Below are 17067 nucleotides of genomic sequence, written 5' to 3' on the forward strand. Positions count from 1 at the left end.
TCATGAGTGATTTTTCTACCGCACTGGGGCTTTCGGCGTCTGGCATGAAGGCGCAAGCCATGCGTCTTCGTCATGTATCCGAGAATATCGCGAATGCCGATACCCCCGGATACCACCGGAAAATGACCACCTTTGAACCGCTTGTCTCTGACGGAGAGCAAACGGGTGGTGTGTCCGTTGGCCCGATGCAGTTCGACAAAAGCGAGCTGAGCAGAATTTACGAACCCGGCAACCCTCTGGCCGATGACACCGGCTATTACGACGGCTCGAATGTCGATCTGGTTGTCGAAATCGCAGACGCGCGCGAAGCGCAGCGCAGTTACGAGGCGAACCTCAAGATGTTCGATCAGACACGGCAAATGTCGTCGGCTCTGCTCGATCTGCTGCGTCGCTAACCCTCGAGAGGAGATCCAGAATGGATGTCAGAACCTCATTTGCGACCCAAGGCTATGCTCAGGCCCGTTCAGCTGCGGCCCCTACGGCCAAAGCTGGCGAGGCCGGAGCATCGGCCTTTGGCAAGCTTGCGCAGGACTTTGCACAAACCCTTCAGGCCGGAGAGGAGACCGCGCGTTCGGCCATGACTGGCGGCGCGGATCCGCATTCGCTGGTTCAGGCTCTGGCACAAACAGAACTGGCGGTAGAAACCGCGGTGACGGTGCGCAACAAGGTGGTCGAGGCCTATCAGGAAATTCTGAGGATGCAGATCTGATGGTCCAGGAAGCAGTATTCTTCGACACGATGCGTCAGGCGCTCTGGATAGCTGTCACGATCTCCGCGCCTATGCTTGGCGTCGCGCTGATTGCAGGTGTTGCTATCGGCCTGTTTCAAGCGCTGACCTCGGTTCAGGAAATGACGCTGACTTTCGTGCCCAAGGTTGGCGGGATGCTGATCGTTTTCTGGGTGTCGATGTCGTTCATGTCTAGCACCCTTGTCGATTTCTTCCAGTCGCATCTCTTACGCCTGATTGCGGGGGGCTAAACTATGGATAACGCTATTTATTCGACGCTCACGCGCCAATCTGGCCTGATGCAGGAAATGCGCTCGGTCGCCAACAATATCGCCAATATCTCGACCGCGGGCTTCCGGCGCGAGGGCGTGATCTTCTCGGAATATGTCGCGGGACTGGAGGGCGCAGAGCCGTCTTTGTCTATGGCCTATGCGCATGGTCGAGAGGTGGACCTGTCGCAAGGCTCGCTTACCCAAACTGGTGGGAGCTTCGACTTCGCGATCGAGGGGGACGGGTTTTTCCAGATCGAAACCCCGCAAGGTGTTCAGCTTACCCGTGCTGGCAGCTTTACCCCGAACGAGGCTGGAGAGCTTGTAACCCCCGATGGCTATCGCCTGCTGGATAACGGTGGTTCCCCGGTTTTTGTGCCGACCACTGGCGGGGCGGCGACGGTGGCGCCCGATGGCACACTGTCGGTCGGCGGCGCCCCTGTGGCCCAGATCGGTGTGGTCGAACCGATTGACCGGAACGAACTGACCCATCAGGGCGGCACGATGTTCAGCGTGAAATCCGGCGTGCAAGAAGCACAGGATTTCCGACTCTTGCAAGGTTTCGTCGAGGAATCGAACGTGGACCCCATTTCCGAGATTGCCCGGATGATCGAGGTCCAGCGTGCCTATGAAATGGGTCAGAGCTTCCTTGAACGGGAAGATCAACGAGTTCGCGGCGTCATCTCGACGCTCGGCCGATAAGGAGATTATCCAATGAGAGCGCTTCAAATCGCAGCAACCGGCATGAGTGCGCAGCAAATGCGCGTCGAGGTGATTTCGAACAACCTCGCGAACATGTCGACGACCGGTTACAACGCCCGGCGCGCCGAGTTTGCCGATCTTCACTACCAGCAAATGACACGCCCCGGCACGATTGCGGCCAGCGACGGAACGGTTATTCCGGCGGGGGTTCAGCTGGGTCTTGGTGTGCGCCCGACAGCAGTCAGTGTGACGCTGGCCCAAGGCTCGCTGAGTGCCACTAACAGCGATCTGGATGTGGCAATTGATGGCAACGGCTATCTCGAAGTCACCCTTCCTTCCGGCGTTTCCGGCTATACCCGCGATGGCGGGCTGAAGCGGTCACAAGACGGTCAGATCGTCACTTCGGACGGCTATCCGGTCGTGCCTGATATCACCATTCCGACGGATGCGCAGTCGATCGCAATCAACTCGGAAGGTGAGGTTTACGCCTATTTCCAGAACCAGATCCAGCCACAGCTACTGGGACAGTTCACGCTTGCCTCGTTCACGAATGAAAAGGGACTGGAGGCAATGGGATCAAACCTCTTCATTGAAACCCCCGCATCCGGCCCCCCGCTGGTTTCAACGCCGGGAACAGATGGGCTTGGCACACTCCGTCAAGGATATCTGGAGGCCAGTTCTGTCGATCCGGTGCGCGAAATCACCGAACTCATTCAAGCTCAACGCGGATACGAGTTGAATTCGAAAGTTATCTCGGCAGCCGACCAGATGCTTGGCGCAACCACTCAGGTGCGCTGATGAAGGGGTTTGGTCTGCTTCTTGCACTGCTTGTTTTCGCCGGTTCCGCGCTTCAGGGCGAAACGGTTGTCGCAACGCGCACCCTCCGCGCGCAAACCGTGCTTACGCCCGGCGATCTTTCGGTGGTGGACGGCACCACCGCTGGCACCGCGTCAGACCCGATGGAGGTGCTGGGTCTTGAAACGCGCGTTGCGGTCTATGCCGGGACACCGCTCCGGCTGGATTTGTTGCGTCAACCGGCAACTGTCCGACGAAACCAACTGCTTGGCTTGGTCTACCAGTCAGGCAGCCTGGTTATCCGTGCCGATGGGCGCGCGCTTGAGCGCGGTGCGCCGGGTGATGTCATCAGGGTTATGAACCAGTCGTCGAAATCTGTGCTGCGCGCGCGGGTTCTTGACAGCGGCGAAGCCCTTGTCACTCCTTAATGAAAGCAATTGAAATGCGTATCCTCAGTGTCCTTTTTGTAGTTGTGGCTTTGGCCGGGTGTGAACGGCTGGAAGATGTCGGGAAGGCTCCGCAATTCTCGCCGGTCGAAAACGGGAACGAGTATTTTGCGATGGCCGCCACGCCGATGCCGGCTATTTCTGAAGCGCCGGTTCCGACTGAGCGCGCGTCGCTTTGGTCGGGATCGAAGGCCTCTTTGCTAGGGGATCGCCGCGCCGCCGCACGCGGTGACATCCTGACGGTCGTCATCGAGATAGACGATGAAGCGCAGATCTCCAATTCGACAGGTCGATCACGCAGCGGCTCGGACTCGATGGGTATTCCGCAGCTCTTGGGTATTCCGCAGCGTCTCGATGCAGAACTTCCGGCAGGAGCCTCGATGGCAGAAGCAATGGCGACCTCGTCCAGCCATTCGTATCAGGGCGACGGGTCGGTTTCACGCAAAGAAAAACTCACCTTGCGCGTCGCGGCGACAATCATCGACCGGCTTCCGAATGGCGTTTTGCGCATTCAGGGCAGTCAGGAGGTGCGCGTGAATTTCGAGGTGCGCGAACTGGTGGTGGCCGGATTTGTCCGGCCCGAGGATATCAGCCGCCAGAATGAAATCACCTACGACAAGATAGCAGGCGCCCGCATCTCTTACGGTGGTCGAGGCCAGATCACCGATGTCCAGCAACCGAGGATCGGTCAGCAAGTTGCAGACATCCTCCTTCCGTTCTGAGGCCCGGATATGCGCAAATTAATCCCAGTTATTCTGGCCCTGATCGGGCTGGCCGCAGGTGGGGGCGCCGGATATTTTCTGCGCCCCCCCCCCGAGGAGGCATCCCACGACGAGGCAGATGCCTGTGTGGATGTGCAGCACGCGGCCGAGGTCGCTCACGATGTGGTCGAGGGCGAACCGACAACCGAATTCGTGAAGCTGAACAACCAATTCGTGGTGCCAGTTGTCCGCGAGGGGCGCGTCTCGGCGCTTGTGATTATGTCGCTCAGTCTTGAGGTGAAGTTGGGTATGACTGAAAAGGTCTATCGCTCTGAGCCAAAGGTGCGCGATGCATTGCTGCAGGTGCTGTTTGATCATGCGAACTCGGGCGGGTTCGACGGCAATTTCACCGGCTCGACGAATATGGAGCGTCTGCGGGTCGCGCTGCTCGAGGTCTCGCAAAATATCTTGGGAGACAGTATCCTGAGTATCCTGGTTTCTGACATCGTCCGGCAAGATGTCTGACAGATTACCAGGGGTGTTATGCGGCAACTGCCCGCTGGTCGGTGCGCGGCGCATTTTTACCCACCGTCGCCGATCTCGGGATATTTACCTCAAATCCAGTCCCGCAGTATCGGGATGAGTGGCTCGTCGGCAGGCGGCATCGGGTAGTTACGCAACTCGTTCGCGCGCACCCATGCAAGCTGTTGCCCCTCTTGTGGCGTCACAATGCCCTGCCATTTGCGGCAGGCAAAGAGCGGCATCATCAGGTGAAACTCGTCATAGCTGTGTGATGCAAATGTCAGCGGAGCGAGGCAGCTTTGCCAGGTGTCGATCCCCAACTCTTCCTTCAGCTCGCGGATCAGGCAGGCTTCGGGCGTCTCGCCCGGTTCGACCTTGCCACCGGGAAACTCCCACAGCCCCGCGAGGGATTTCCCCTCGGGGCGTTGGGCCAACAGGATGCGCCCATCGGGGTCGATGAGCGCAACGGCAGAGACAAGGAGTAGCTTCACGAGCGGTAGTCCGCGTTGATCTCGATGTAGCGATAGGTCAGATCGCAGGTCCAGACCGATTTGGCGGCTTTGCCAAGGCCCAGATCGACGCCGATCACCAGCTCGTCTTGCTTCATATAGGCCGAAGCCTCCGCCTCGGAATAGTCTGGCACGCGCCAACCTTTCTCGGCCAGAACCATATCCCCGAACGAGATGGTCAGCTTGTCGCGGTCTGCAACTGCGCCCGACTTGCCAACGGCAGCCACCACGCGACCCCAGTTCGCATCCTCACCCGCGATGGCGGTCTTGACCAAGGGAGAGTTGGCGACGGACATCGCGACCTTGTGGGCATCCTCGGCGGTGGTGGCGCCGGTCACGCGAACCTCGACGAATTTTGTCGCGCCTTCGCCATCGCGCACGACCTGATGGGCCAGATCCATCATAACCTTGCGCAGACCGGCCTCGAAAGCGCGCGCGGGGCGCGAGCGCAGGTCGGTAATCGGCGCGGCAGGGGTCTTGCCCGTCGCTGCCACGATCAGCGCATCGGAGGTTGACGTATCGCTATCGACGGTAATCGCGTTGAAGGTGTCATCCACCTGACGCGACAGCATTTTTTGCAGGTTCTTCGCGGAAATTGCGGCGTCGGTGAAGATATAGACCAGCATCGTCGCCATATTCGGCGCGATCATCCCCGAGCCTTTGGCAATGCCGACGATCTTGATCGTGCCGCCATCGCCCTCGACCTCGACAGTGGCGCCTTTAGCGAAGGTGTCGGTCGTCATGATTGCACGGGCGGCGGCCTCGGCCCCATCCGCGGAAAGTGAAGCTTTCAGGTCAGCCACCGTCGCGACGATCCGGTCATGGGGCAGGGGTTCGCCAATCACACCGGTCGAGCTTGAGAACACCCGCGCCGCATCCAGCCCCAGAGCTTCCGCGACCGCACCCGTCACGGCGTCAACCGATTGCGCCCCCGCCGCGCCCGTGAAGGCGTTGGCGTTGCCCGAGTTCACGATGATTGCGGCACCACCCGTAGCCTCGGCCGCGCCCCGTGCATTCAGCTTGCTCTGGCAATCCAGAACGCAGGCCGCGCGGGTGGAGGATTTGGTAAAGGCACCGGCAATCGCGGCCCCCTCGCAGATACGGGCCAGCATGACATCGGTCCGGCCCTGATATTTGACGCCCGCCGCTGCGGTCGCAAATTCGACCCCCTCAATCACCGGAAGTTGCGGAAAGGCAGCGGGGGCCAGCGGCGAGATAAGCGGCCCTTTGGCGATCGGCTTCGCCGGAGTGCGCCCGAGCTTCGCTTTCAGCTTTTTGACCTTCGCCTTGAGCTTTTCGATCCGCTCTTTCATGTCTTTGTTCTTCTTCGCCATTGGCCAGTGCCCCTGCGCTTAATTACCGAGAATCGCCGGATCTTTCAGGATCGCGGGATCAATCCCGTCTACCATACGCGTCACTTGGGTTTTTTCCATAGCCTCGGTGACGCGGGCTTCGACGGCTTGCTGGCGCAGGTCGCCTTCAAGCTGCTCGCGCACGTCTTCAAGCTTGGGCGCGTCGGTCAGTCGGGTTTCTTGCAACTCGATCAGGTGCCAGCCGTATTTCGTCTGAACCGGATCGGAAATCGTGCCTTCCTGCATCGCGGCCACGGCATCGGCGAACGGCTCGACCATGTCATAAAGCGTGAACCAGCCCAGATCACCGCCGGAAACAGCCGCGCCATCCTTGGAGTGCTCTTTCGCCAGATCGGCAAAAGCAGCGCCGCCGTCTATCTCGGCCTTAAGCTGTTGCGCCTCTTCCTGCGTATCCACCAGAATATGTGCCGCGTGATATTCGCGCGGTTGGGTGGCGCCGAACTTCGCGTTATAGGCGGCCAGTAGGTCATCTTCGGACACAGCCTGATCCGCCGTATAGGCCAGCAGCGAATTGGCGACATAGGCGCGGCGTTGCACCTCAAGCGCGATATGGTCGCGTTTGGTCAGGCGGCCCTCACCGATCTGCGAAAGCGCGGTCTGCTGGATCATCTGCTCCAGCACGCCTTCGAACAGCACGTCGTCGGGAAGTTGGGCATATTGTGGCGGCAGCGCGTCGCGCAGGGCCACCAGATGCCCGAGCGTGATTTCCGAGCCGTTGACCGTAGCCACAACGGTATCGGCATTCGGCGCCGCGCCTTCGGCCCAAACCGCACCCGCAAGGCAGATCGCCAGAACGCTGCTACCCAGATATTTCGCTAGTTTCGGCATCTATGCCACTCCCGTAGTAATGCGGCACCCCGCAGCGTTGACAGTCAGACGGTGGACCCTTACATCGCCTAGGGTCCGGTGAAGGTAATTCCGCCCTTTTTTCGCAAGCCGTTCTAGGCGGGCAGGCAGGGCGCGGCAAGGCCGCTCTTCACACGATTTGGTCATAGAACGCGGAGAGAACATGCTCGGCCTTGGAACACTCGCCCGAAAGGTCTTCGGAACGCCGAATGACCGCAAGGTAAAAGCTACCCGCCCGATCGTCGCAAAGATCAATGCACTCGAACCCGAGTTCGAGAAACTGACCGACGCGCAACTGATCGAGAAAACCGCAGAATTCAAAGCGCGCGTTGCCGAGGGCGAAAGCCTTGACGCGCTTTTGCCCGAAGCCTTCGCCAACTGTCGCGAGGCCGCGCGCCGTGCCCTTGGCCTGCGCGCGTTTGACGTGCAGTTGATGGGCGGCATTTTCCTGCACCAGGGCAATATCTCGGAGATGAAAACGGGCGAGGGTAAAACCCTTGTCGCGACCTTCCCGGCCTATCTGAATGCGCTGACGGGGCGCGGTGTGCATGTGGTGACGGTGAACGATTACCTTGCACGGCGCGACGCGGAATGGATGAGCAAGGTCTACGGCGCGCTTGGTCTGACGACCGGCGTTGTCTACCCGTTCCAGGAAGACGCCGAGAAGAAGGCCGCCTATCAGGCCGACATCACCTACGCGACGAACAACGAACTGGGCTTCGACTACCTTCGAGACAACATGAAGGGATCGGTCGAAGAGATGATGCAGCGCGATCATTACTTCGCGATTGTGGACGAGGTCGACTCGATCCTGATCGACGAGGCGCGCACGCCGCTGATTATCTCCGGCCCCTCGCAGGACCGTTCCGAACTGTATCGCACGCTCGACAAATTCATCCCCGAGCTTGCGCCCGAGCATTTCAAGCTGGACGAAAAGTCGCGCAACGCCACCTATACCGAAGAGGGCAACGAGTTCCTCGAACAGCTTTTGCAGGCCAATGGTATTCTGCCCGAGGGCCAATCGCTTTATGACCCCGAGTCGACGACCATCGTGCACCACGCCAATCAGGCTTTGCGCGCGCATAAGGCGTTCTTCCGCGACCAGCACTATGTGGTGAACGGTCAGGAAGTCGTGCTGATCGACGAGCATACGGGCCGCGCGATGCGTGGGCGCCGCCTGTCGGATGGTTTGCATCAGGCGATCGAGGCGAAAGAGGGGCTGACGGTGCAGCCCGAAAACGTGACGCTCGCCTCGGTGACGTTCCAGAACTACTTCCGTCTCTATGACACGCTCTCGGGGATGACCGGCACTGCCGCGACCGAGGCCGACGAATTCGCCGAGATCTACAACCTTGGCGTGGTCGAGGTTCCGACGAACCGCGCGGTGCAGCGTGTGGACGAACACGACCGCGTCTATCGCACGGCGCAGGAGAAATACGAGGCGGTCATCAAGGCGCTGAAGAAAGCGCACGAAAACGGCCAACCGGTTCTTGTCGGCACGATCTCGATCGAGAAATCCGAGATGCTGTCCGCGATGCTGACGCAAGAGGGTATCGCGCATAACGTGCTGAACGCCCGCCAGCACGACAAAGAGGCGCAGATCGTGGCGGATGCCGGTCGTCTGGGCGCGGTGACGATTGCAACCAACATGGCAGGCCGCGGCACCGATATTCAGCTTGGCGGCAACGTCGAGATGAAAGTGATCGAAGAGCTTGGTGCGAACCCCGAGGCCGACCCCGACGAGGTGCGTGCGCGGATCGAAGCCGAGCACGCCGAAGAAAAGCAGAAGGTGATCGACGCGGGCGGTCTGTTTGTTCTGGCCACCGAGCGTCACGAAAGCCGCCGGATCGACAACCAGTTGCGCGGTCGTTCGGGCCGTCAGGGCGATCCGGGTCGTTCACTGTTCTTCCTGTCGCTGGAAGACGACCTGATGCGCATCTTCGGCTCGGACAAGCTTGAGAGCGTGCTCTCGAAACTGGGTATGAAAGAGGGCGAGGCGATTGTGCACCCGTGGGTGAACAAGTCGCTCGAACGCGCTCAGGCCAAGGTCGAGGGGCGCAACTTCGACATCCGTAAACAGCTTCTGAAGTTCGACGATGTGATGAACGATCAGCGGAAGGCGATCTTCTCGCAGCGTCGCGACATCATGGAATCGACCGAGATTGTCGAAATCGTGCGCGATATGCGGGTGCAGGTCATCGACGATCTGATCGACGACCATATGCCGCCGAAAACCTATGCCGATCAGTGGGATCTCGAGGGTATGAACGCCGCCGTGATCGACAAGCTGAACATGCAGCTTCCGCTCGCGGATTGGGCGGCGGAAGAGGGTGTCGATCAGGACGCCATCGCGGAACGCATCGAAGAGGCGATGGATGCCTATATGGCCGAAAAGCGCGCGGGCTTCGGTGACGAGAACATGGATATGATCGAAAAGCAGGTTCTCTTGCAGACGATCGACACCAAATGGCGCGAGCATCTGGTCACGCTTGAACAGCTTCGCTCGGTGATCTTCCTGCGCGTTCATGCGCAGCGCGACCCGCTGAGCGAGTATAAGACCGAGAGCTTCCAGCTTTTCGAGATTATGCTCGACAGCCTGCGTTCCGAGGTGACCCAACGTCTGGCCCGTGTGCGCCCGATGACCGAGGAAGAACGCGCAGCGATGATCGCGCAGCAGGCTGGAATGGAGGCCGCCGCGCCGGTGCCGCAAAACGCTGCCGTGTCGGGCTTTGACGAGTCTGACCCCTCAACTTGGGGCGCGCCGGGACGGAACGATCCTTGCCCCTGTGGCTCGGGTGAGAAGTTCAAGCACTGCCACGGCAAGCTGTAACCTTCTGATAAATTACCGAAACCGCCACCTGAAAGGGTGGCGGTTTTTCTATACGATTCCGTGTGTGCAGCGGCGCGAATGGGGCGCGATTCTGGCGAGTCTGCCTTGCGAGTCCAAATATCGTATCCCGTTGCGTTGCATGTGCTATATGTAGACATCTTTGTTGTCCTGAATCAGGAAACATTGCCACACCGCCTCCCAAACATTGCCCGAATCCACCGTTAACCTTTTTGGAAGAAAGAGGTGACGGAGGCGAAAATGCGAAATCTCCGCAGGGCAGCGGTTTTGGGGTCGAGCGTGCTTTTGGCAGCGGGCAGCGGCTATATCATGCAGAATTCAGACAGTCTGGGGCAGCGCCCGGATCTGGCGCAGTCGCGGGTTGCTGCCGCCGCCCCCGTGCGAATGGACGAGATTCGCAACATCCAATCTGTGGCGAGCATCCCTGCGGTCGTGCGATCCAGCCTGGCCGAGGGGCCGTTGACGCTGCCGATTATCGCGGTGCGCGACGTCAGTGAAACCCGCGCGGTGTCGAAAATGCCCTTTGAAACCAGTGAACCAGGCGGTTTCGGGGTCGCCCAGGTGTCTGCTTGTGAGCCCAGTGCGCTGGCGCTGAGTGATGCGGCTCATGGATTGGTGCGCGTCGAGTTGATGGCGCCCTGTCACCCGCAAGAGGAGGTGCGAGTGTCCGATGGCGCGCTCGAGTTCGACATTCTGACTGACGCCGACGGGCAATGGGCAGGGGTGGTGCCTGCTTATGGGCAAAATATTGATATTAAAGCATATTTCGCAGACAACGAAGTCAGCGAGGCCACCCTGCGTCTCGATGCCGTGCCGGCGTTCAAAGTCCTTGCGCTGAGCTGGGTAGGTGCCGATGCATTGCGATTGAACGCGTTTGAATTTGGCTCCGGCGCCGGAGGGGCGGGGCACGTCAGTTCGACCTCGCCGCGAACACCGGATACACTGCTTGGCGGGTATATTCTGGTGCTTGGAGAGGTCTACGGTGGAGCTATGGCCGAAGTCTATATCGCTCCGCACGAAATGGAAGATACCCAGTTTGATCTCGAGGCGCTGGTAACAGAAGAAAGCTGTGATACCGATCTTGCGGGAAAACTGATCCGGTCCGGCGCGCGCGGCCTCGAGGTGACGGCACTCAGCTTTGCGATGCCTGAATGCGATGCGGTCGGATCGTCACTTCTGATGGACCTTCCCGAGGCGCCGCTTGAACTTGCCTCGGCAGATTAGGGTCGCCGTCGCTGGGTGATGATGATCCAGACGAGCAATTGGCGTCAGTGTGCCGACCCGATCTCTCGTTCAATTCGGGGGCACGGCCCGCTGGAAATATACCTCGCGGCCTATGTTTCATACGCAGACTCGGTAGCCGTATGCGCTATAAATGCGCTTGGAAATCAAAGCCTCCACGTCAGGCAGAAACGCCCTGAGCCCGATCAATCAGCTGCCGCTAGTTCACTATGAAATCGGCATGAAGCGCTCCGGCAGCGTTAATGCTTTTGAGAATGTCGATCATGTCTCGCGGGCTGATTCCTAAAGCATTCAGGCCCGCGACAACCTCGGTCAGCGAACTGCCTTCTTGTAGTTCGGCCATTTTTGTTCCCGGATCCTCAGTAAGAGACGCATTCGTGCGGGGCACAATGACGGATTGACCCTGTGCGAACGGGTTCGGCTGCACCACCAACGGAGCCTCTTCGACGCGCAGCGTCAGGTTCCCTTGACTTACGGCGACATGCGAGATCCGTACATCTTCTCCCATGACGATTGTCCCCGAGCGTTGGTCGACCACCACGCGCGCGCGGGTTTCCGGCGTAACCGAAATATTCTCGATCCGACCCAGAAGATGTGAGGTCGAGCGCATATTCGAGCGTCTGACATTTAATGCTACCGTGCCTGCATCCTGCATGACGGCAATGCCGCGCCCGAGCTCCGAATTAATCGCGTGTTCGATGCGCCCTGCAGTCGTGAAATCTGGGGTCCGCAGGGCAAGGCGCACGTTTTCAAGGTTGTTCAGTTCAAAATCGATTTCGCGTTCTATGCGGCCGCCGTTCGGAATGCTGCCAGAGGTCGGAACGCCCCGCACTACAGAAGCCGCTTCGCCTGTTGCGGCTGCTCCGCCCGCAATTATCTGACCCTGAGCGACAGCATAGATTTCGCCATCGGCGGCTTTGAGAGGGGTCATGACCAATGTGCCGCCCAAAAGGCTTTTGGCGTCGCCAATAGCGGCAACAGCGACATCAAGCTGGCTTCCTGCGCGCGCGAAGGGAGGAAGCGTCGCTGTGACCATGACGGCGGCAACATTCTTGGGCCGAATTTGCTCTCCGGTAACGTTAACGCCGAGCCGTTCGAGGACATTTGACATGATCTCTTCGGTGAAAGGGGAGTTCCGGAGGCCGTCGCCTGTGCCGTTCAAACCGACCACAAGCCCATAACCAACAAGGTCATTGCCCCGAACTCCGTCAAACTCCACCAGATCCTTGATGCGGATTTCGCCGGCGATCGCCAGCGCCGGAAGGAGAAGTGACAGACAGAAGAGAAATAGCTTTTGCATCAGATATAATCCACCAAAGAGAGCCCCGACAGTCGGGAGGTGAGGGTGTAGAGCGTTTCCAGTTGCCCTTTGACGGCTTCAAGCGCAGTGGCCGTTTCGTACGGATCGGTGCTGACAAGCTTGTTACGCGCCAGTTCAAGCGCAGATGTCTCTGCGGCATTGCGGGCCTGGGCGCTTTCGACCTGGCCCTGAATGGTTCCAACCTTGCCTTGAAGGCTTGCGATTTTCCCTTCGCCTGCAATGATGCGCTCTCCCGCCGCCTGAGCGAGGATCGAACGGCCCGAGATGTTGCCTTCTGCCAGGCCGTCGTCGATGAGCGCGGCGAGAGCATAGCCTTTCAGAAGATCACGCACCTCCGGACTTGCTGCGCTGACGTCAACGGTGATCCGCTCACCTTCGGCGATATTGAAAGGGCCAGCGGGAGATTGCGATCCCAGGTAGGCATCGTTCCGGTATCCGGTTGAACCGACGGGCGCATCGAACCAATCATCCACCGCAGCGATGATGTCGGAGACCACTGTGACCCCGCTGATAGCCGATTTGATCTGCGAAAGGATGTCACTTGATGATGAAACGGGGGCATCCCCCGTTGCGGCTCCGCCAAAAAGATAGCGCCCACCGACATTCGTGTTGAGAGAAGAGATCAATGAAGTGAACTTGACCGCGGCATCCCCCGTTGCCGCATCCAGCATCGCCGTGGCCGAGGTTGTCGCTGACGAGATCAGCGTCGCGCCGGTATCGCTTGCCGAATTCCGGATGCTGTCCAGAACGGTCTGCATCGCGCTAGTGGCCAGATCGACTTCTGCAGTGACGACATCGTAGGACGTGAGCAACTTCATGCTTCGATCAATGCCGGAGAGCGCCGTCAAATCCCCGCGTAGCGCGCGCGCGATGTCGCTGTGTTCACCCGTGACAACTTCTTTTGTCAGTTGGTTCATCGTAGATTTCAGCTGCACATTATGCTGACGAAGCTGAAATTGCTGGGCCATGTCGCCGATGGAAATGTAGTTCATCTTACAGCTCCAGAATTTGGCTGATGAGAGAGTCGATTGTCTGAATGACGCGCGCATTCGCCGCATACATCTGCTCGACTTTCAGCAGCATTTGCATCTCGTAATCGGTGTCGACCCCGTCCGCGAGAACCAGTTCTTTCAACGCGCCTTGGCGCGCTGTTGCATAGGATGCGGTGTCTTCGGCGCTCAGGCGATTGCCCGCGATCTGGGAGAGAAAATCGGCCGCAAGGTTGATCGAGCCATTGGCGCCGCCGCCAAAGGTGCCGGTGGCTGGCTGGCGTGCTTCGGTAAGGCTGTCCAGCATGGCGTTCAAAAGCGTCGCGTTACTCGGATCGCCTGTCGAGGTTGATCCCAATCCGTCCCTGAGCTTGCTGACACTTCCGCCATGTGCCGGATCGACGAGCGCAGACACGCGAATCCGCCCCGAGATGCCGACTTCATTCGCGCTTGAGAACGCCAAGCCGGCATCGGTGAACAGACCCGCATCACCGCTGTTGAGGGTGGGATCCACTGATGGGTCTTGAAATCGCTCGATCAGGTCGCGGGCGAAGGCGTCGATTTGGCTTTGCGCGCCCGTGGCAAGATCGTCGCGCACCTCAAACAGCGCCCCCAGAGACCCGCCACCTAGAACGCCACCTTTGCTACTGCTTATGGTCATGCCGTTCAGCGTAAGGCCGGAGAGCGCCCCGGATTGCTGCGTCATGTCGGGGGTAATCACGCCGACTGAAGAGAACCCGATCTGGGAGGGATTGCCCTCAAGCAGGATCGCCCCGCCGGTGGTGTAGAGCGACACCTGAAGGTTGTCGCGTTCTTGCTGCCGGACGGGAACGATCTCTGAAATCTGGTCGATGATTGACTGGCGTTGGTCCATAAGGGCGGTCGCATCGCGTCCAGAACTTCGATAGGCAAGGATCGAAGCGTTTAGCTGATCGACCTGCTGAAGGGACCCATTCAGCGTATCGACCTGACGCTGAATCTCCTGATCGGCCCCCATGCGGAGTGTCGAGATCTCGTCTGAGACTGAAGTCAGGTGCTCGGTAATGGCGGTGGCGGTGCGCAACACACCTTCCAGGCGCGAGGCACTGTCGGGGCGGCTTGAGGCTTCGACGAGGGCAGCCTCGAAAGCGGTAACTTTGGCTACAAGAGACGACGGATCGTCGGGTTCCCCAAGGACGGCCTCGATCCTGCTGTAGAAATCGGCGCGGACCCCGGCAGAAGAGGTGGCCGAGGTTGCAAGACGCAGATCCTGAATGACGGTATTATTCGTAATTCGCTCAAGCCCGAGGATGCGGACGCCTGCGCCATTGCCGCCAAGGGTTTGCGAGGCGAGCGAAAGCTCGCGCCGCGCATATCCCTCAGTCATCGCGTTCGAAGTGTTCGAGGCAACGACGTCGGCCATTCGGGAGGCAGCAGCCAACCCGGATAGTGCATTACTGAGCGAACCGGAGATGCTCATTTGTCGTTACCTCGCGCGATTATCAGCGTTTAATGTTTGTCGTCTCCTGCAACATCTCATCCACTGTCTGGATGACTTTGGCGTTCGACGAATAGGCCCGCTGGGTCTGGATAAGATTTGTAAGCTCTTGCGCGACATCGACGGCAGAGCCTTCACGGGCATACCCCTCGATCGAGCCGGTCGGACCGTCGCCCGCATTCCAAAGAAAGAACGAGCCCGATGTTGGCGAGACCTGAAAGGTCTGGTTGTCAAGTGACAGAAGGCCGTTCTGGTTGGGGACATCGACAAGCGGGATCTGATAGACGGTCCGGATAAAGCCGGTGTCGTAGGTGGCCTTGATATACCCGTTCTCGTCGACCTCGACGGCGGTCAGGTTGCCCACAGGGGAACCGTCTTTGGTGATATGCGTGGGTGCGAAGCTGTCCGACAGCTGCGTCAGGCCGTTCGTGTCACCGATCTTGCCGATGGTCATTGTCAACGGGCCGCCGTCAACGGTCAGGGCCAGCGAGCCATCTGTCGCATTATAGGCGCCGCCCGAAGTCACGCTAACCGAGGCAAGTGTGCCGCCATTGCCGCGGCTGTCGTCGAAGGTCAGAACGTATTCACCGATTGTCGCTCCGGCCTGCGCCGAGTCCTTGATAATCATCGTCCATTCATTCGAGCTGCCCGACGACGGAACGGTTGGGGTGAAGGTGATGTCGAGTGTTTCAGAGGTGCCAAGGTTGCCGAAGTATTCGACCGACAGTGGCAGTGCCTCGCCGGATGCGCCAGCCTCGGTTCCGACCGCCGGAAGGTTGACGCCCAGGTTCATCTCGGTGGTGGGGTCGCCTGCGGTCTGGTTGGCGTTGACGACCACCGGCTCGAGTCCGGCGACTGTATCGCGGGGCATGACCGGAATCGTCCCGTCGGCATTGGCGGGCCAGCCCAGCAGAACCAGACCGGATTCCGTAACCAGCGTTCCGTCGGCATCGGTGCGGAACGCGCCGGTTGTCGTCATCATCAAGGGTTGATCGCCCATCTGGTTGTCCAGCGTCACGCTAGGCAGAACCGGCAGCATCCCGCGCCCCGACACGGCAAGGTCCAGAGAATTCGAGGTTGAGACCAGCGTGCCGCGCTCTTCGATCAGGCGCGAGGTAGAGGCGCGCACGCCACCGGCGGAGTAGACACCCGCACCCCGCGCCTGATTGATGACCATGCTCTCGAATTCGGCAATGGCGCGTTTATAGCCATAGGTGCCGGAGTTCGCGATGTTGTCTGAAATCGTTGCGAGCCGCGTCGCATTCGCCGCCAAGCCGGCGACGCCCGCATTGAGCGAGGATGAAATGGACATGAGTGCGCCTTTCTGATGCTGCGTCCTATGATTAGACGGCAGACTGCGCCCCAAGCCCTTAACATCGAACTAACAGATAAAATCGGAACTATTCTATGGTGTCAGTTTCGCAGCAGGATCAGCTCGATCCGGTTGTTCCGCACCGACAGCGGGGGCTGCGCTGACAACCGCCGGTCGGCAAAACCGCTGACGCGACCGATACGTTCTGGGCGCAGTCCTGCGTCTGCGAGCAGTAGCCGAATCGTGTCTGCGCGTGCGACAGACAGCTCCCACACCGGGTTCTTGCGCATCATGTCAGGATAAGCGCGGGTGTGGCCGTTCAGCGCCACATCGTTTGCGACAAGCCCAAAGATGCGCGCGATCATTTCCACGATTTCAATAGTTATATCTGTTGCTTGAGAGGTTTCATTCTTGAACAGAGGCTCATTTTCAAGATCGAAGAACTCGACAATCAGCCCCTCGTCTGTGACACGCGTAACGATATGCCGTGCAAGCTGTTCCGAGACCATCGACTCGCCGCCAACGCCCATCAGCGACTGCTCGATATCGCGGGCGATCTGCTCGAACTCGCCATCGGCCGAATCCTTCAGATCCTCGGCGGAATGTTGCCCGCGCGCCTGACGCTGTTCGGAGGGTTGCTGTGCACTGGCGCCTGTGCCGGTCTGTGCGATCTGGTCCTCGGAGAAGACCGAATCCCCGCCGAAAGCCCCTTCGCCGCCACCGGAAATCCGGTTGATCGGGATCGTCGGATTGAAGTAATCCGCGATGCCCTTGCGTTGTTTTTCCGTCGTTGCGTTCAGCAGCCACATCAACATGAAGAATGCCATCATGGCGGTCACAAAGTCGGCGTAAGCCACCTTCCACGCCCCACCGTGGTGGCCGTCTCCGCCGGAGACCTTTTTCTTCTTGATGATGATCGGCCGCGCGTTATCACCCGCGCTCATCCCACCACCTCATATTCACCCAAGGTCCGGTTTAGCAACCAAGG

Annotated in this window: 18 protein-coding genes; 10 read left to right on the forward strand and 8 right to left on the reverse strand. The window is 59.4% G+C overall.

Annotation, left to right across the window (positions count from 1 at the left end):
- The first annotated feature begins 2 nt into the window (after nt 1–2).
- Genes flgC through RYZ20_RS06920 form a run of 8 tightly spaced genes read left to right on the forward strand, consistent with a single transcriptional unit; the run spans nt 3 to nt 4165 of the window.
- Nucleotides 3–395: a flagellar basal body rod protein FlgC gene (gene flgC / locus RYZ20_RS06885; protein ID WP_317671774.1), complete on the forward strand. Its 393-nt coding sequence runs from the start codon at nt 3–5 to the stop codon at nt 393–395.
- 20 nt (nt 396–415) lie between these two features.
- Nucleotides 416–709: a flagellar hook-basal body complex protein FliE gene (gene fliE / locus RYZ20_RS06890; RefSeq protein WP_317671776.1), complete on the forward strand. Its 294-nt coding sequence runs from the start codon at nt 416–418 to the stop codon at nt 707–709.
- Entirely contained in the window at nt 709–978 is a 270-nt protein-coding gene (locus RYZ20_RS06895) for a flagellar biosynthetic protein FliQ (RefSeq protein ID WP_317671778.1), read from the forward strand. The genes fliE and RYZ20_RS06895 overlap by 1 nt, the downstream gene beginning before the upstream one ends.
- 3 nt (nt 979–981) lie before the next feature.
- Entirely contained in the window at nt 982–1698 is a 717-nt protein-coding gene (locus RYZ20_RS06900; RefSeq protein WP_317671779.1) for a flagellar hook-basal body complex protein, read from the forward strand.
- A 12-nt stretch (nt 1699–1710) separates the two neighbouring features.
- Nucleotides 1711–2496, forward strand: a complete 786-nt coding sequence (gene flgG / locus RYZ20_RS06905; protein ID WP_317671781.1) for a flagellar basal-body rod protein FlgG — start codon at nt 1711–1713, stop codon at nt 2494–2496.
- Entirely contained in the window at nt 2496–2921 is a 426-nt protein-coding gene (gene flgA, locus RYZ20_RS06910) for a flagellar basal body P-ring formation chaperone FlgA (RefSeq protein ID WP_317671783.1), read from the forward strand. Before flgG ends, flgA begins: the two co-directional genes overlap by 1 nt.
- Nucleotides 2922–2941: 20 nt before the next feature.
- Entirely contained in the window at nt 2942–3661 is a 720-nt protein-coding gene (flgH, locus tag RYZ20_RS06915) for a flagellar basal body L-ring protein FlgH (protein WP_411572341.1), read from the forward strand.
- Nucleotides 3662–3670: 9 nt separating this feature from the next.
- Nucleotides 3671–4165 carry a flagellar basal body-associated FliL family protein gene (locus RYZ20_RS06920; RefSeq protein ID WP_317671787.1) on the forward strand — a complete coding sequence of 165 codons (495 nt, stop codon included), beginning with the start codon at nt 3671–3673 and terminating at the stop codon, nt 4163–4165.
- 89 nt (nt 4166–4254) lie between these two features.
- On the opposite strand, the gene mutT is transcribed toward RYZ20_RS06920, so the two are convergent.
- From mutT to RYZ20_RS06935, 3 genes are read right to left on the reverse strand one after another with little or no spacing between them, the layout of a single operon-like run.
- Nucleotides 4255–4653: an 8-oxo-dGTP diphosphatase MutT gene (mutT, locus tag RYZ20_RS06925; RefSeq protein WP_317671789.1), complete on the reverse strand. Its 399-nt coding sequence runs from the start codon at nt 4651–4653 to the stop codon at nt 4255–4257.
- Nucleotides 4650–6005, reverse strand: coding sequence for a bifunctional glutamate N-acetyltransferase/amino-acid acetyltransferase ArgJ (argJ, locus tag RYZ20_RS06930; protein WP_317671791.1), 1356 nt, complete (start codon nt 6003–6005; stop codon nt 4650–4652). The genes mutT and argJ overlap by 4 nt, the downstream gene beginning before the upstream one ends.
- A gap of 18 nt (nt 6006–6023) precedes the next feature.
- Complete coding sequence (locus tag RYZ20_RS06935) at nt 6024–6872, reverse strand: peptidylprolyl isomerase (RefSeq protein WP_317671793.1); 849 nt, start codon at nt 6870–6872, stop codon at nt 6024–6026.
- A 181-nt stretch (nt 6873–7053) separates the two neighbouring features.
- On the opposite strand from RYZ20_RS06935, the gene secA reads away from it, so the two are divergent.
- Both secA and RYZ20_RS06945 read left to right on the forward strand, forming a co-directional pair.
- A complete protein-coding gene (gene secA, locus RYZ20_RS06940; RefSeq protein WP_317671795.1) occupies nt 7054–9720 on the forward strand; it encodes a preprotein translocase subunit SecA in 2667 nt (888 codons plus the stop codon).
- A gap of 243 nt (nt 9721–9963) precedes the next feature.
- The gene (locus tag RYZ20_RS06945) at nt 9964–10962 is read left to right on the forward strand and encodes a hypothetical protein (protein WP_317671797.1); all 999 of its coding nucleotides are present in this window, start codon (nt 9964–9966) and stop codon (nt 10960–10962) included.
- Nucleotides 10963–11179: 217 nt separating this feature from the next.
- Here RYZ20_RS06945 and RYZ20_RS06950 read toward each other — a convergent pair whose 3' ends face one another.
- The 5 genes from RYZ20_RS06950 to RYZ20_RS06970 all read right to left on the reverse strand — a co-directional run bounded on the left by RYZ20_RS06950 (nt 11180) and on the right by RYZ20_RS06970 (nt 17023).
- On the reverse strand, nt 11180–12280 hold the full coding sequence (locus tag RYZ20_RS06950; RefSeq protein ID WP_317671799.1) for a flagellar basal body P-ring protein FlgI: 1101 nt from the start codon (nt 12278–12280) through the stop codon (nt 11180–11182).
- Nucleotides 12280–13293 carry a flagellin gene (locus RYZ20_RS06955; protein WP_317671801.1) on the reverse strand — a complete coding sequence of 338 codons (1014 nt, stop codon included), beginning with the start codon at nt 13291–13293 and terminating at the stop codon, nt 12280–12282. The genes RYZ20_RS06950 and RYZ20_RS06955 overlap by 1 nt, the downstream gene beginning before the upstream one ends.
- A gap of 1 nt (nt 13294) precedes the next feature.
- The gene (gene flgK / locus RYZ20_RS06960; protein WP_317671803.1) at nt 13295–14749 is read right to left on the reverse strand and encodes a flagellar hook-associated protein FlgK; all 1455 of its coding nucleotides are present in this window, start codon (nt 14747–14749) and stop codon (nt 13295–13297) included.
- Nucleotides 14750–14771: 22 nt separating this feature from the next.
- The gene (locus tag RYZ20_RS06965; protein WP_317671805.1) at nt 14772–16079 is read right to left on the reverse strand and encodes a flagellar hook protein FlgE; all 1308 of its coding nucleotides are present in this window, start codon (nt 16077–16079) and stop codon (nt 14772–14774) included.
- A gap of 101 nt (nt 16080–16180) precedes the next feature.
- A complete protein-coding gene (locus RYZ20_RS06970) occupies nt 16181–17023 on the reverse strand; it encodes a flagellar motor protein MotB (RefSeq protein WP_317671807.1) in 843 nt (280 codons plus the stop codon).
- Nucleotides 17024–17067 lie beyond the last annotated feature (44 nt).

This window comes from Pseudothioclava alba (assembly GCF_033100795.1).
Classification (GTDB): Bacteria; Pseudomonadota; Alphaproteobacteria; order Rhodobacterales; family Rhodobacteraceae; genus Pseudothioclava.